Here is a 15340-nt window from a genome sequence, read left to right on the forward strand (position 1 = left end):
GTGGCAGTTTTTCAATACAAAGCGATTGACGCCAAAGGCAAACAAGCCAAAGGTGTTGAAGAAGCAGAAAGTGCCAAGCAAGCGCGCCAACAACTACGCGAACGTGGCCTCATGCCAGTTCAGCTGGATGAAGTCGCTGCTGGCCGAAGCGCCAAAAGTGGCGAGAGTGACGCTAAACCTGGCGGTCGTTTTCGCGGCCGAATTTCCACCACCGATCTGTCATTAATGACACGCCAGTTGTCGACCTTGGTGCAGTCAGGGTTGCCCATTGAAGAAAGCCTACAAGCAGTTGCGCAACAAAGCGAAAAACAGCGTATTTCCAGTATGGTGATGGCGGTTCGCGCGCGCGTTCTGGAAGGCCATTCGTTAGCCGATTCGCTGCGTGGCTTCCCGCAAATTTTCGATGAGCTATTTTGTGCCACCGTTGCTGCCGGTGAGAAGTCAGGTCACCTCGACGAGGTGTTAAATCGACTGGCCGACTACAACGAGAAACGACAGGAAACGCGCGGTAAAGTCGTGCAAGCGTTGGTTTACCCAATAGTGCTTACTGTGATTGCGATTGGCGTTATTAGCATGTTGTTAGCCGTGGTCGTGCCCAAGGTTGTGGAGCAATTTGTTCATTTGGGGCAAGCCTTACCGTTACCAACGCAGATTCTAATCGGCGCGTCAGATTTCGTACTGGATTACGGCATTGTGTTACTCGTTGCCATCATGCTTATTGGAGTGGCTATTCAGCGCGTCTTGCGTATTGAGTCGTATCGTTTTCGCTGGCATCAGGCGCAGTTACATTTACCGGTCATGGGCAAAGTTGTCCGCGGCCTTAATACCGCACGCTTTGCGCGTACCTTGAGTATCTTAACCGCCAGTGCAGTGCCGCTGCTCGAAGCGATGCGAATTGCTGGCGACGTATTACTGAATTTAAAAATGAAAGAAGCGCTGCGCAAAGCCTCCGATCGCGTTCGGGAAGGTAGCAGTTTGCGAGCATCGTTACAGGAAACCAAATTATTTCCTCCTATCATGCTGCACATGATCGCCAGTGGTGAAAAGAGTGGCGAACTGGAGCAAATGCTTGGCCGGGCGGCCGACAACCAAGATCGTGAATTCGATAGCGCCATGACCATTGCCTTAGGACTCTTAGGGCCGTTGGTTTTGGTTGCAATGGCCGCGGTCGTATTATTTATTGTTGTAGCAATCCTACAGCCGATTTTAGAAATGCAGAATTTAGTTGGCTAATCAGTCAGCGGGAGAAACTTATGCAACATTCATCTTTGTCATCGTCAATTCAGCGCCGTGCGCAAGCCGGCTTTACCTTGCTGGAAGTGATGGTCGTTATTGTGATTTTGGGGGTTATGGCCAGTATGGTTGTGCCTCAGTTGATGGACAAATCAGAAAAAGCCGCCACTCAAAAAGCAGTATCTGATATTGGCAAGCTTGAAGAAATTTTAGAAATGTACCGCCTTGATAACCATCGCTACCCAACCACAGAGCAAGGCTTAGAAGCGCTGGTGAGTGAGCCTACATCTGATCCGATACCAAGAAATTACCCAAGCAAAGGTTATGTGCGCCGCTTAGAAAATGATCCTTGGGGCAATCCGTACTTGTACCTGAGCCCAGGTGAGAATAGTGATGTTGATATCTACACATTAGGTGCCGACGGTGAAGAAGGCGGTGAAGGCAATAATGCAGATATTGGTAACTGGAATCTGCAGGACTTCCGTTAATTAAAATGGGCCGCGCCTTCGCTAAACGCAACCAGGGCTTTACCTTACTCGAAGTCCTCGTGGTTGTGATGATCATTGCCTTCGTTTCTGGCGGCATGGTGATGGCGTTGTCCGGCTCTGGCCCCGAGCCGCTATTACAGCGCGAAGCTGCTCGTTTTCGAGTGGTCATGCAACTGGCAGCGGACCGTGCCATGCTCACCAGCGAAGAGCTGGGTTTGCGTGTCACAGATACGGGCTACGACTTTGTTCGATGGGAACAAGAAAGCTGGCAAATAGTTAATAACAGCAAAGGGTTAGCGCCCTACGAAATTGATGAGAATATCGGTTTAGAAATAGAGCTCGATGGTTTGCCTTGGGAAGAGGATTCGTTATTCGAAAGCGAGGGTTTATTTGAAAATGCTTTTGAAGAAGATGACGAAGACGAGAAAATCATGCCGCAGGTGTTCATCTATAGCTACGGTGAATTTACCGACTTTTCGCTGACCTTTAGCTGGTTACCGTTGGAAGACGAACAGCCACAAGACATTACCGTGTTGGGCCAAATTGATGAAGTAACCTTGGCTCCGCCAGAGGGCGAGCGATGAAACAGCGTGGTTTAACGCTCATCGAAGTGTTGGTGGCGCTGGCAATATTTGGCTATGCCGCGGTGAGCATTGTGAGCGCAACGAGCCAAAGCTTACGCTCGCAGACTCGAATTATGGATAAAACCGTCGCCAACTGGGTTGCTCAGAACCAAATGGCTGAGTTTATCTTGCGTTACGATGCCAATGCACAAGCGCAAACCGATATGTCAGGCGACGTGGAAATGGCAGAGCGGCAATGGTTTTACCAAATCAAGCTGGTGGATGCCGGTAGCGACTATTTGCGTAGTGTTGAAATTACGGTCAGCCAAGATGAAAAGGGTGACGATGTGTTTGCCGTGCTTACCGGTTTCGTGGAAAAGCCATGAGTCAGCGCGGATTTACACTACTCGAAATATTGGTTGCCGTTGCGATTTTCAGCGTCATCGGTATTGCGTCATTTAGCACCTTAACGACCGTGCAGAAAGCCGATCATGCATCGGCCCAGCACAGTGAAAAATTTGAGCGCTTACAGCGGGCCATGTGGATCATGGAGCGCGACTTCATGCAGGCGTCAGTACGGCAAGTACGGCTTAACGGTGAAGCACCATCAACCACCATTTTCTCACATGAGGCGGGGCGTGGTGAAACAGAAAGCGATACTATGGCTTTCACCCGAGTCGGTTGGACCAACCCGTTTAATCAGCTCCCTCGCGGTGAAGTGCAAGGGGTCGCTTACCGGGTTGAAGAAGAGCAGTTTCAACGTGTATACCAGCTTTACCCAGATCAAGACCAAGGTGAAGAACCAAAAGTTAGAGTGCTGCTTGACGGCGTTGAGTGGTTCAAAGTGCAGTTCTACGTTGATAAAGCGTGGGTTGAGAGTTGGAATCGCCCGAAAGAATTACCGGAAGCAATAGAAGTCACCATTAGTAGTAAAGAATTTGGTGAGATCCGACGGGTGTTTTTGATGACGGGGGCCAAGCTTGAACAAGCGACTGCCACCACGACGTAACGCTGCCACCATGCGCCAACGAGGCGTGGCGCTCATCACGGTTTTATTAGTCGTGGCTTTGATCTCACTAATGGCTGTTGAGATGAGCGAGCGGTTAAGGCGTCAGTTGCAACGGGCCACAGCGTTGGCCGCGTTAGATGAAGCCAAGTGGGTCAATATTGGCGCAGAGGGCTTTGCATCTAAAGTTCTTAAGCAAGATTTTGAAGATAGCCCAGAGCGTACCCACCTCAATCAATATTGGGCGGTTGGCTCAACCAGTTTTCCGTTGGAAAGCGGGGCTGTGTTTAGCGGTGAATTAAAAGACATGCGCAGTTGTTTCAACCTTAACGGGGTGCGCACGCAAGAAGCCGAGCAAGCGGAACTGCAGCAAACCGGCGAGCGGCCACTTGCGGCAAAGCAATTTATCGCATTACTCGAAGCGGTTGAAATAGACAGCTATCAAGCAGAAGTGATGGCCGATTCGCTAGTCGATTGGCTCGATGAAGATGATTACGTGAATCACAGCAGTGGTGCAGAAGACAGCGAATATCAAAGCCGCACGCGGCCCTATTTAGCGGCAAATAGCATGTTGGTTGATGTTGGCGAGCTTCGCGCCATTAATGGTTTTACCCAAGAGGCTGTGTTTCAAATCTCGCCTTATGTGTGCGTGGTGCCATCGAGCAACAAGGCGTTATTAAACGTCAATACGGTACAACATCCAGAGCTGTTTGTTGCCGTATTTACGCCAAACATGTCGCTGCAACAGGCCGAGCAATTAATGGCTGACCGGCCCAGCGATGGTTATGAAGCCATTGACGATTTGTTGGCATCGACAGCGCTTGCGGGCATCGATATTGCCGATTTGGTAAAGAATAATTTGACGGTAGTGTCGGATGCATTTTTGCTTAAAGCCAGCACACAATTGGCTGATGGCACAAGGTTGCAATCAGAAGCGCTGCTAAAACAAGATACAAATAACTGGGTGGCATACAGCCGCCGGTTTGGAGGACGAGTTGAACGAGTTCTTGATAGTGAGGTTGACGAGCCATTCTGATCAAGCCATCCCTTGGTTGGTTTGGTCACAGCGTGAGCGTGACGTCATTGCCTCAGGAGAGCTAGCTGATGCCGATCATTTGCATGAACTGCAAACATGGTCAGCTGACCGCCAGATCATTGCATTAGCGCCGCTACAAGACTGTGGTCTTGCGCAATTGGCTGTGCCAAAGAAAAATCGTCGTCAGGCGATGGCTGCACTGCCGTACATGCTGGAAGATGATCTTGCTGAGGATGTTGAGCAAATCCACCTGACCGTGACGGCACAGCTGGGCGATGAGGTTGGAGTGTGTTTTGTCAGCCATAGTAAAATGGAATTGTGGCTGTCCTGGTTCCAGAATGCTGAACTTCAGGTCGGTAAAATTGTACCTGATGTGCTGGCATTACCGCTGCAAGATGAACAGTGGCATGCCGCCCAACTGGGTGACAACTGGTTGATTCGTCAGGGTTCTAATCAAGGTGTCGTGCTAGATGATGACGATTGGTTTGCCGCTTGGTGGCGTCAAGCAGAGCTGCCTGAGCAGGGGCTCGTTGCGCACACACCTTGGCCGCAGGAGCATTCGTCAGATGCAGTTATCACTGAGCTTGCCGAGCTACCGCTGGCGTCGTTGGTTGACGGTGCCATTCATACCAATATCAACTTACGCCATGGTCAATACCGGATCCGCAATAAGCGTACGCCACAAGCCTTAAGGCCTTGGTTGAGCGTTGCTGCACTGGCAGCGATAGCGCTGACCTTATATCTCATTAATGTTGGTTTGCGCATCAGCGAGTTGAACCACCAAGCAAACTTAGTACAAGCCGAGGTTGAAAACACCTATAAAATTGCCTTCCCGAAAGCCAAACGCTTTACCAATCTACGTGCCCAAATGCGCCAGAAGTTGAAAGAGGCGGGTGGCGGTAGTGGATCGGACCATGGTTTTTTGAGCGCGCTGCATGACTTAGCCGATACGCTCCGGGCTATTGATGGCCTGACCATTGAGTCGCTTAAATTTGATAGCAAGCGAAAAGAAGTCCGAATTCAAGCGGTGGCGAGCGACTTCCAACAGTTTGAACAATTTAAATCCGCCATCATTGACCCGTATCAGGCGGAAGTGGGAGCGCTCAATAAGAGCAACGGTAAGGTCAATGGCACGCTAACGATTCGGAGGGTGTCATGATCGAGAAGTGGCATCAATTACAGCAGCGTGAACGCCACCTGTTGATTGCCATGGCCGCGGCCATTGGCATTTTATTGTTTTACTTAGTGGTATGGCAGCCCATGCATGACGCCGTAACCCGAGGTGAGCAGCGTCTTTCATCCCAGCAGAATACGTTGGAGTGGATGCGTAAAAGCGTCAGTCGAGTGCTGTTATCGCGTAGCGCAACACCGCGTTCAACGGCTAAAGTCTCTGGTAGTTTGAGTCAGCGCGTTAACCGTTCGGCTCGAGATCACAAGATCACATTAAGCCGACTGCAACCGCAAAAAGACGAGCTGAGCGTGCGGATTGACCAAGCTGAATTCAATTCGCTATTGGCTTGGCTGCAAACATTACAACGTCAGCGGGTTGAAGTTGTCGCTGTCGATCTCGCCCGTGATGATCAAGTGGGTATGGTAAAAGTGCGTAAATTACAGTTGAGAATCATTGAATGAAGCGTTGGTGGTTAATCGCGGGTGCGGTGGTGTTGTACCTGATTTTTGTCGTCGTCTCACTGCCTGCTAAATTTGGCTTGTGGTTCGTACCTGCGCCGCAAAATGTTCACGTTGGCGGTGTGTCTGGTACGGTTTGGCAAGGCCATATTCAAGTGATTCATTGGCAAGGAAAAATCATAAAAGATTTGCACTGGGATATGAATGTTGCGGCGCTGTTTGGCGGCAGTGTTGAGCTTGATCTAACTGCCGGGCAAGACATGACGAGTGATATCGCGATATCCGGTGTGGCCGGCACGAGTTTTTCGGGCTGGTATGTTGAAAACTTAACCTTTTCTTTGCCCGCCAGTATTGCTGCCGAATTATCGCCAATGCCTATTCAGGTCGAGCTCCAAGGACAAGTTGATGGAACCATTGAGCATGCATCGCAAGGTGTACCTTGGTGCTCCGAATTAGCTGGCGATGTGGTTTGGCGCAATCCAGCTGTTGCGGCAGCAGCATTAGGGCGACCATTACAATTAGACGAAACCCGTGCCAAGCTGAGTTGTGCCGATGGTGATTTAGTTGCAGCAGTGGAAGATGACAAACGGGTATTAGGTTTGGCATTAACCGCGCAAGTCGGTCAACAAGAATTTAGTGTCAGCGGCACCATGGAGCCTGGCCCGGGCTTTCCGCAAGGCTATATACAAGCATTAATGTTTGTTGCCACGCCACAAGGCGGTAATTCTTACAAAATCGAATTTGATGGCACATTCTAATTGCGGTTAATTACCAGCGCCGGTTGAAAGCCGGCGCTACCTTACTGACTGATATCATCAAGCAATGTTGTAAAGTCACTCACCGATTCAAACTCTTCAATAATCCTATTCGGTTGGCGACTATCAGGGTTGGTCACTGCCAACAAATGGCCGATGCCAAATCGCTTCGCCGAACGTAAGACCGACAAACTATCATCAACAAACAAGGTACTAGCCGGATCAATTTGCTGATCGGCAACGACGTCCTGCCATAAACGTTGCTGCTCTTTGGGAGCACCGTATTGATGACTCGATAGCAATACGTCGATATGTTCATCGAGTCGGGTATGTTCAATTTTCAATGCCAAGCTATCTGGATGAGCGTTGGTCAATAAAATCACCCGGCGACCAGAGGCTTTCAGCGCATCTAAAAAAGGCTCGGTATCAGTGCGCATTTGAATTAAATGCGCTATTTGCCGTTTTAACGCCATCAAATCCAGCCCTAAACGCTGATTCCAATAGTCCAGGCAATACCACTCGAGCTTCCCTTGCAATGCTTGGTACTCGGCTTTCAAATAGGTTAGCGCTTGTTGTTCGCTAATATTTTGCTGCTTGGCGTAACAGCGCGGCATGAATTCAAGCCAGAAGTGATTATCAAAATATAAATCGAGTAAGGTGCCATCCATATCGAGTAGCACGGTATTGATTGCAGACCATTGCGGCATAACACTGGAATCTTCAGTTGGAATTGGTTGTAATGAGAGCACACTACCACTTCAGACTCGGCAAACCAACGCAATGTCAGATAAGGATTTACCGCTTCTCACGCCACCTAAGATTCACAAGCGAACGGTGATCGCTAAAAGTCGTATGTTCGAAATCGAAACCTTGGAGCTAGAATTTGCCAACGGCGCCACGCGGCAATACGAACGAATGCGCGGCAGCGGTCGGGGTGCAGTCTTGGTTGTGCCTGTGACAGAGACCCGCGAATTTTTGCTGATTCGAGAGTATGCTGCAGGTACCGAGCAATATGAATTGGGCTTCCCAAAAGGCTTAATTGATCCGGGTGAAAGTGCCCTTGAAGCCGGTAATCGAGAATTGCAAGAAGAGGTCGGCTTTGCTGCAAGTGAGTTGACCTCGTTAAAGCAAATTACGTTGGCACCTGGCTACTTCGCCGCCAATATGCAGCTGTTATTAGCGCAAGGTTTAACGCCGTCGCAGTTAGAAGGCGATGAGCCAGAGCCACTGGTGATCGTTAAGTGGCCTATTGATGAATGGCGCAGTTTGCTGGATTGGTCCGAATTTAAAGAAGCTCGCAGCGTGACAGCATTAATGTTGGCGGCCCGCCATTTGGGTTTGTGGCGCTAACGTGCACGCTTGATGAATCATAGTCTCAACCAACTTTTTCAGAATACAAAGGATGGATAGATGAAGTTAGAGCAGTTGCTGGAATCAGTCATGGCCCTTGCTGTTGAAGCGGGTGCAGTCATTACGTCTATTTACGATTCCGGCGATTTTGAGAAGCTAGAAAAAAGTGATCAAACTCCTGTGACGACTGCCGATCTCGCGGCCAATGACGTCATTGTGACTGGGCTAAGTCAATTGCCCGTTGATTACCCCATTCTGTCTGAAGAATCTGACCACATACCTTATGAACAACGCGCTAATTGGCAACGGTATTGGCTCGTTGATCCGCTTGATGGCACCGGCGAATTTATAAAACGCTCCGGTGATTTTGCGGTCAATATTGCGCTGATTGAGAACGGTAAGCCGATCATGGGTGTGATCCACGCACCAGTCACCGGAATTAGCTATGCTGCGATTTCTGGCCAATGTGTGTTCCGCCGCGATCCAAATGGTGTTGATACGGCTATTCAAGCCCGCTCTTTGCAAAATGGGGTTGGCACACTTCGATTTGCGATTAGTCGCCGTCAAAAACTCGATCTCATTACCGAACTGTTACCCGCAGGTATGAATGCCGAATTTATTCCATTTGGTAGTAGCACCTTGAAAAGCTGCATGGTTGCCGAAGGCTCTGCTGATTGTTATTTGCGTATTGGTCCAACGGGCGAATGGGATACCGGCGCCGCCGAGTGTATCGTTCGCCAAGCTGGAGGCTCCGTGATGACCATGGACTTACAGCCGCTGACCTACAATCAACGCGAAAGCTTTGAGAACCCAAACTTCATGGTGGTGGCCGACCCCGGGTACCGCTGGGGCGATATTATTCGCGCCTAACTTAGCTATAAAAAAGCCCGCTGCAGCGGGCTTTTTTATGATTTTTTTTACCGTTCGCTATTTAAAATAGTTTATTCAGACCATTCAACGCCGCGACTCGGTAGGCTTCCGCCATTGTGGGGTAGTTGAACGTAGTGTGGGCAAAATAGTCGATGGTATTGCCTTTTCCTGTTTGCTCCATAATCGCTTGGCCAATGTGAACAATTTCTGCTGCACGCTCGCCAAAACAATGGATGCCAAGAATTTCTTTGGTATCCCGGTGGAATAACAGCTTTAAGGTGCCTACGGGTTGGTCAGCAATTTGTGCGCGCGCTAAATGTTTAAAGTGAGCACGGCCGACTTCGTAAGGCACTTTTTTCTCTGTCAGTTGCTGCTCTGTTTGGCCAACCGAGCTGATTTCAGGAATGGTATAAATGCCCGTTGGAATATCCACAATTAACTTGGTATCGCTTTGGCCTTTGGTCATCGCATCAGCTGCAATGCGCCCTTGATCGTAGGCAGCGCTGGCGAGGCTTGGATAACCAATCACGTCACCAACGGCAAAGATGTTATCCACTTCAGTACAGTAATGGCTGTTGACCGTTAGCTGGCCGCGGGAGTTGGCCGCTAAACCAACGGCAGATAAATTCAGTGTGTCGGTGTTACCGGTTCGGCCGTTGGCAAACAAGAAGCAGTCGGCGCGCATTCGTTTACCCGATTTCAACTCCATGACGACGCCCGTCTCATCACCGGTAACGGATGCATATTCTTCACAGTGACGGATGTTGGCACCGTTGTTCCGCAGGTGATAACTCAATGCATCAGATATTTCAGCATCAAGGAACGACAACAGGGCATCACGGCTGTTGATCAATTCGACCTTGTTATTCAAGCCTCGAAAGATAGATGCATATTCACACCCGATCACGCCTGCGCCGTAAATGATTACGTTACGCGGATCGTGCTGTAGGTTCAGAATGCTATCGCTGTCGTAAATGCGTGGGTGGCTGAAATCAATATCAGCAGGGCGGTACGGGCGAGAGCCGGTGGCAATTACGAATTGCTTGGCGGTGAGTTGATCAATATTGCCGTCGGAGCGGGTCACATTGATGGTGTAGGGGTCAACAAAACTCGCTTCGCCGTGGATGACATCCACTTGATTTCGCTCGTAAAAGCTATGTCGCATTCGGATTTGTTTACCCACCACGCCTTGGGTGTGTTGCAGGATGTCTTTAAAGGTGAGGTGAAGGTTGTCTTGGCGGCTTGAAAATAGTGGGTTGTTGTTAAATTCGGTTAAGCGTTCAACACTGTGGCGTAGTGCTTTTGAGGGGATGGTACCCCAGTGGGTGCAACCGCCGCCGACATCACTATGGCGCTCAATCACGGCAACGTGAAGGCCTTTTTTCGTGAGATTCATGGCGGCGCCTTCGCCGCCGGGACCGGTGCCAATAACGATGGCATCGTAACTAAACGTTTCCGGCTGAGCTGGTTTGGATTTTTTTTGTTGTGTCACTTTTATCAATCCTGCTAGTTCACGTATCTGTCTGATAAGTGGTCAGTCTAGCAGGACTAATGACGAAAACCGAGTGATCAGGCTGGTGACAAGGCCGTTACTTCTGCAGCTAATTGTTGCCAACGTTGTTGATGTTGCTGAATTGACGCTTTAAGTTGCTCAATACGGCTTTTCAGTTCATCACGCTCTTGTTGGTAGGTTGCTGATAATTTGTCTTTTTTAAGCTGCAGCAATTGCTTGCGTAGCGCGTAGAATTCCTGAATACGCTGTAGCAACAAATCGTATTCGTGTTGGAGCGATTCGCGCCAGCGTTCAGCGTGAAGGCTGAGCTCCATTTTCAAATCTAAGCGTTTTTTCTGGGTTTCCAGTTTCGCTTTGAGGATGCGCTCAGTTGGAGCTTTTCTCAGGTTTTGAGTTAAGCCGAATTTTGACATTCCCCAAATGAACCATTTGCTCGGATCAAATTGATACCAGCGAATGCCGTTGCGGTAATCGTATTCAAATAAATGGTGGAAGTTATGGTAACCCTCGCCGTAGGTCAGTAGTGCCAGCCAGCCATTATCTCGTGCCGAATTCTTTTCAGTGTATGTGCGCTTGCCCCAGATATGGGCCAATGAATTAATGAAGAAGGTAAAGTGGTGACTGGCCACCAGTCTTAAAACGCCAATGAGTAAAAATCCACCAACCACATCGCCGCAAAGCCAGCCAAACGCCAGCGGTACACCTAAATTAAGTAGCCACGTCAGCCACCAATAATTGCGGTGTTGCCACATGACGATGTTGTCTTTTTGTAAGTCACGGCAATTACTGTAGTCCTGATACCGCAACGGTTGATACTCACGTAGCATCCAGCCGATATGGCTATACCAAAAGCCTTTGGTGGCGGCATAAGGGTCTTTTTCTTCACTATCAACATGGCGATGATGAACTCGATGATCGGAACTCCAGTGCAGTGCACTGTTTTGCAAAGCAAAAGCGCCGCCAATGGCAAGAATAAAACGAACGAACGGGTGTGCGTCGAAAGTTTTGTGCGACCATAGACGGTGATAGCCCACAGTAATCGACATGCCGCAGTAGCCTAGGCAGAGTGCTGCAATAAGCCATAATTCGGCGCTATATCCGTAAGTTAAGCCATACCAAGGCACTAACGTTATGGCGCCAATAAAGGTGCTCGCGAACAAAATGTTTGTAGACCAGATAATTGCAGGTTTTGCCATGATTTTAATTTTCAGCGTACAGGTGTACGCAAATTAAAACCGAGCTTGCGATGTGAATCAAGCAACATTTTTGCTTTTGTTATCAGCAGGAGCTGTGCCTGCCCTCGAAACGGAGTAGAATTACGCTAGCAATCATGACTTTGCACGAGAACTATTCATGTCCGGTGTGCGCGCACAACAAAAAGAAAAAACTCGCCGAGCGATCATCGACGCGGCGTTCAGCCAGCTGAGCGCTGATCGTAGCTTTTCAGGCTTGAGCCTGCGAGAAGTGAGCCGAGAGGCCAACATTGCTCCAACCTCATTTTATCGACACTTCAAAGACATGGACGAGCTTGGCCTGACCATGGTCGACGAAGGAGGGCTGGCGTTACGTCAGTTGATGCGAAAGGCTCGTCAACGCATTGCCGATGGCGGCAGCATCATTCGTACGTCGGTAGAAACCTTCATGGAATTCGTACAAAACCACTCAAACGTTTTTCGTTTGTTGCTGCGCGAACGTTCCGGCACATCTGCAGCCTTTCGAGCGGCCGTTAACCGAGAAATTCAACACTTTATTGCTGAGCTAGCGGATTATTTAGAAGATTATGGCAAGTGTTCGCGAGAGTTGGCCGTTATTGAAGCGGAAGCCATGGTCACGCTGGTGTTTAATGCGGGTGCAGAAGCGCTAGATTTACCCGCGGTAGCCCGCAAGCCACTGGCCGAGCGAGTCATTAATCAATTACGGTTAATTGCGAAAGGCGCGGCGGCGCTCAAGCATGATCGCCGCTTTACCGAGTAACCGTTACTTTGCTGTTAACCACACACCCATTTCTGCGTGATGAGTAAATGGGAACTGATCAAACAGTGCTAGTTTTTCAACTTGGTAGCGATCGCTTAGCCGCTGCAAATCTCGATATAACGTGTCGGGATTACATGAAATGTAGAGCACTTGCTTGAAGTTCATTGCCATTTCTCGTGTTTGCTCGTCCAAACCGGCGCGCGGTGGATCGACAAACAAGGTATCGAGTTGGTAGCTTGGCAAATCAATCCCTTCTAACCGACGAAACTTCCTATCGCCGCGCCATGCTTGCGTAAATTCTTCACTCGATAAACGCAGAATATCCAAGTTACTAACGCCATTGCTGGCAATATTATGCTGTGCAGAGTCGACAGATGGCTTGGCTATTTCAGTTGCCAACACTTTACGAAAGTTCGCGGCCAATGGAATTGAAAAGTTGCCGTTGCCGCAATACAGCTCGAGTAAATCACCGTCAATATTGGCAGTGCAGTCTTGTGCCCAGTTCAACATGTGCTCGCACACTTTGGCATTCGGTTGCGTAAAGCTATTTTCAACATGCCGGTACAGATAGTCTCGTCCATTGACTTGCAGCGTCTCGTTTACGTAGTCGCGGTCGAGGATCAGCTTTTGCTTGCGGGCGCGGCCAACAATGAATGTAGGAAAGTGCGCTCTGAGTTGTTGTTGAAGCAATTCTGCTTGTGCCTGCCATTCATCATCTAATTGCTTGTGATAAAGCAGGCTTATCAATAATTCGCCTTGTTGGCTTGATAGGTAATCCACCTGAAACAATTTGCGACGCAGAACTTCATTGTCTTTCAGTAGTGAGATTAATAACGGCATGGCTTGATTAATGAGCGTGGAGGCCGTTTCGAATTGGTCAACGCGGTATTTCTGCTTGCTCTGCTGATCAAACATGATGTGATAAAGTTCTTCACCTTCGTGCCAGACCCGAAACTCAGCACGCATACGATAATACTGCGCCGGTGACTCGAAAACAGCCATAGGTACATTACCAAACTCGGTAAATTGTGCACTCAGGCGTGCGACTTTTTCATCCAGCTGTTGCTGATAAGAGACGTGATCTGACATAGTTTGATCCCATTGCAAAAACGGGCCGATTGTAGGGCCTAGAATACCACTGTCCAGTTTTTGCGCCGACTTATTGCAATCACAAAGGCTCAGCAAATTGCGTTCTCAGAAAATAATCGTGTTTGACTCCGGTGTTGGCGGCTTGACGATCTGGCAGCACATACGAGCATTGGCGCCCGATCTTGAGTGCCACTACTTATTTGATAACGCATTATTTCCGTATGGCGAATTACCCCAGCCGATATTAAACCAACGTGTCCTGTCGTTGTTACTCAAGCTGCTGGAAACGGTCGCTGCTGATGCAATAGTCATCGCGTGCAACACCGCCAGTACCTCGGTACTCAATGACATTCGTCTGCATGTTGATATCCCGGTGATTGGTGTTGTGCCAGCCATCAAGCCGGCGGCCGCGCTTAGCCAAACCAAGCACATTGCTTTATTGGCAACACCGGCCACAGTAACCCGCCAATACACCGATCAGTTAGCAGCCGATTTTGCCCCCGATTGCCGTATTACGCGCCTTGGGGTCAGTGAATTGGTTCATCTTGCTGAGCACTACTTGTTAACGGGGAGACTGGATGAGCAAACCTTAGCCCAGCTACTAAAACCTATTAGCGAGCAACCCGATATTGATACCGTGGTGCTGGGTTGCACTCACTTTCCGTTAGTGGCGTCTCCCATTGCGAGCGTTTTAACGTCGGTACGTTTGGTCGATTCAGGTTATGCCGTGGCACAGCAAGTTATGCGGAAACTGGCGCGATCGGCCGATGAACCATTGTTTGAACGTGTTGAAGGGGTTTATTACGCAACGAAGACGTTGCCGAACGAAGAGGACTTCAATCAGGCCGTAGCGACCTTTGGATTAAAAAAGGGCAGGGTGTTAAACCTGCCCTTGTGAGTTTTGCGGTCTGGTTTGGCTGCTATTGCCAATGAACAATCGATAGAACGAAGGTCTACTCTTGCTCGGTTTTGTTCTTAGCTTCACGCACTTTTAAGTTACGTTGCTGGAAATCAGCGTCATTTAATGCAGCGATTGCCTGTGCTGCATCATTTTCTGCCATTTCAACAAAACCAAAGCCACGGCGTTTACCTGTTTGACGATCTTTCATCAGTCGAACAGAAAAGACTTTGCCATGCTCAGCAAATAGCTTGCGTACCGCAGCTTCATTTGCACGATATGGCAAGTTACCAACATACAAGGTTGTCATACCTTGTACGGCATCGGTTTGAGTATCCCGAGTTGATGCGACGAAAGCAGTAATAAGCGCAGCAACAAGCGCGCTAATAGCGGTTGTCCAGTCTGGCGCCAGGTAAGCACTAATTGCCGGGAAAGTTATTTTTGCAACGATCGCAAGTACAACGGCAGTACCAACGGCGATTAGCGAACGCCTCATGTGCACAGAAGATGTCATTTTTATTATCACCTAAATTACAGGTTTAAAAGAGTTATAAGACTCTGGGAGCCGAGATGCTACGGAGTGAACGTAGATTCACATAATAACAACAAGACGTTAACGAAAATAACCCAGATTGCCCAGATTATCGACAGTCAGAAAAAAGTTATAGATTGGTGCTTGACTCTGTGAGCTATATCTCTAAAATGCGCCACCACTGCAACGGGTCGCAGCTCAATGAGCGTAAGCGTTTAGGTTGAATAACCACCAGCTTGTAGCGCTAGAAAAAAGTTTGAATTAATCGCTTGACTCTAGCAACTGGAAGCGTAATATACGCCTCCCGCAGCCAAGCGCTGCAGCGTTGAAAGACGCACGCTCTTTAACAATTAAGCAAGACAATCTGTGTGGGCACTCGCAGTGAGTTGAGATAAAAAATTATC

At 49.0% G+C, this 15340-nt stretch carries 18 protein-coding genes; 13 read left to right on the forward strand and 5 right to left on the reverse strand.

The window, feature by feature from the left end; genetic code table 11:
* From gspF to K0504_RS09485, 9 genes are read left to right on the forward strand one after another with little or no spacing between them, the layout of a single operon-like run.
* Complete coding sequence (gene gspF, locus K0504_RS09445) at nt 1–1233, forward strand: type II secretion system inner membrane protein GspF (protein ID WP_220103936.1); 1233 nt, start codon at nt 1–3, stop codon at nt 1231–1233.
* 20 nt (nt 1234–1253) lie between these two features.
* A complete protein-coding gene (gene gspG, locus K0504_RS09450) occupies nt 1254–1721 on the forward strand; it encodes a type II secretion system major pseudopilin GspG (RefSeq protein ID WP_220103937.1) in 468 nt (155 codons plus the stop codon).
* Nucleotides 1722–1726: 5 nt separating this feature from the next.
* Complete coding sequence (gene gspH, locus K0504_RS09455) at nt 1727–2305, forward strand: type II secretion system minor pseudopilin GspH (protein WP_220103938.1); 579 nt, start codon at nt 1727–1729, stop codon at nt 2303–2305.
* On the forward strand, nt 2302–2670 hold the full coding sequence (gene gspI, locus K0504_RS09460) for a type II secretion system minor pseudopilin GspI (protein WP_220103939.1): 369 nt from the start codon (nt 2302–2304) through the stop codon (nt 2668–2670). The genes gspH and gspI overlap by 4 nt, the downstream gene beginning before the upstream one ends.
* On the forward strand, nt 2667–3293 hold the full coding sequence (gene gspJ, locus K0504_RS09465) for a type II secretion system minor pseudopilin GspJ (protein ID WP_220103940.1): 627 nt from the start codon (nt 2667–2669) through the stop codon (nt 3291–3293). The genes gspI and gspJ overlap by 4 nt, the downstream gene beginning before the upstream one ends.
* Entirely contained in the window at nt 3265–4326 is a 1062-nt protein-coding gene (gene gspK, locus K0504_RS09470; protein ID WP_220103941.1) for a type II secretion system minor pseudopilin GspK, read from the forward strand. The genes gspJ and gspK overlap by 29 nt, the downstream gene beginning before the upstream one ends.
* Entirely contained in the window at nt 4304–5485 is a 1182-nt protein-coding gene (gene gspL, locus K0504_RS09475; RefSeq protein WP_220103942.1) for a type II secretion system protein GspL, read from the forward strand. Before gspK ends, gspL begins: the two co-directional genes overlap by 23 nt.
* Complete coding sequence (gene gspM / locus K0504_RS09480; RefSeq protein ID WP_220103943.1) at nt 5482–5958, forward strand: type II secretion system protein GspM; 477 nt, start codon at nt 5482–5484, stop codon at nt 5956–5958. Before gspL ends, gspM begins: the two co-directional genes overlap by 4 nt.
* On the forward strand, nt 5955–6713 hold the full coding sequence (locus K0504_RS09485) for a type II secretion system protein N (RefSeq protein ID WP_220103944.1): 759 nt from the start codon (nt 5955–5957) through the stop codon (nt 6711–6713). Before gspM ends, K0504_RS09485 begins: the two co-directional genes overlap by 4 nt.
* A 41-nt stretch (nt 6714–6754) precedes the next feature.
* On the opposite strand, the gene yrfG is transcribed toward K0504_RS09485, so the two are convergent.
* Nucleotides 6755–7417: a GMP/IMP nucleotidase gene (gene yrfG / locus K0504_RS09490; protein ID WP_220103957.1), complete on the reverse strand. Its 663-nt coding sequence runs from the start codon at nt 7415–7417 to the stop codon at nt 6755–6757.
* Nucleotides 7418–7490: 73 nt separating this feature from the next.
* On the opposite strand from yrfG, the gene nudE reads away from it, so the two are divergent.
* Both nudE and cysQ read left to right on the forward strand, forming a co-directional pair.
* On the forward strand, nt 7491–8060 hold the full coding sequence (nudE, locus tag K0504_RS09495; protein ID WP_220103945.1) for an ADP compounds hydrolase NudE: 570 nt from the start codon (nt 7491–7493) through the stop codon (nt 8058–8060).
* 60 nt (nt 8061–8120) lie between these two features.
* Nucleotides 8121–8930 (forward strand): 3'(2'),5'-bisphosphate nucleotidase CysQ, encoded by an 810-nt coding sequence (gene cysQ, locus K0504_RS09500; RefSeq protein ID WP_220103946.1) that lies wholly within the window; start codon nt 8121–8123, stop codon nt 8928–8930.
* A 61-nt stretch (nt 8931–8991) separates the two neighbouring features.
* Here the strand turns inward: cysQ and sthA are convergent, their stop codons facing one another.
* Nucleotides 8992–10422 carry a Si-specific NAD(P)(+) transhydrogenase gene (gene sthA / locus K0504_RS09505; protein ID WP_220103947.1) on the reverse strand — a complete coding sequence of 477 codons (1431 nt, stop codon included), beginning with the start codon at nt 10420–10422 and terminating at the stop codon, nt 8992–8994.
* A 77-nt stretch (nt 10423–10499) separates the two neighbouring features.
* The gene (locus tag K0504_RS09510) at nt 10500–11639 is read right to left on the reverse strand and encodes a fatty acid desaturase (RefSeq protein WP_220103948.1); all 1140 of its coding nucleotides are present in this window, start codon (nt 11637–11639) and stop codon (nt 10500–10502) included.
* A 157-nt stretch (nt 11640–11796) separates the two neighbouring features.
* Here K0504_RS09510 and fabR point away from each other — a divergent pair, with 157 nt between their 5' ends.
* Nucleotides 11797–12417 (forward strand): HTH-type transcriptional repressor FabR, encoded by a 621-nt coding sequence (fabR, locus tag K0504_RS09515; protein WP_220103949.1) that lies wholly within the window; start codon nt 11797–11799, stop codon nt 12415–12417.
* A 3-nt stretch (nt 12418–12420) separates the two neighbouring features.
* On the opposite strand, the gene trmA is transcribed toward fabR, so the two are convergent.
* Nucleotides 12421–13506, reverse strand: coding sequence for a tRNA (uridine(54)-C5)-methyltransferase TrmA (gene trmA / locus K0504_RS09520; protein WP_220103950.1), 1086 nt, complete (start codon nt 13504–13506; stop codon nt 12421–12423).
* A gap of 118 nt (nt 13507–13624) precedes the next feature.
* Between trmA and murI the strand changes: the two genes are divergently transcribed.
* The gene (gene murI, locus K0504_RS09525) at nt 13625–14404 is read left to right on the forward strand and encodes a glutamate racemase (RefSeq protein WP_220103951.1); all 780 of its coding nucleotides are present in this window, start codon (nt 13625–13627) and stop codon (nt 14402–14404) included.
* A 55-nt stretch (nt 14405–14459) separates the two neighbouring features.
* On the opposite strand, the gene K0504_RS09530 is transcribed toward murI, so the two are convergent.
* Entirely contained in the window at nt 14460–14918 is a 459-nt protein-coding gene (locus K0504_RS09530; protein WP_225918069.1) for an RNA recognition motif domain-containing protein, read from the reverse strand.
* Between the last annotated feature and the right edge of the window lie 422 nt (nt 14919–15340).

The sequence above is a fragment of the Neiella holothuriorum genome (genome assembly GCF_019457915.1).
GTDB lineage: Bacteria > Pseudomonadota > Gammaproteobacteria > Enterobacterales > Neiellaceae > Neiella > Neiella holothuriorum.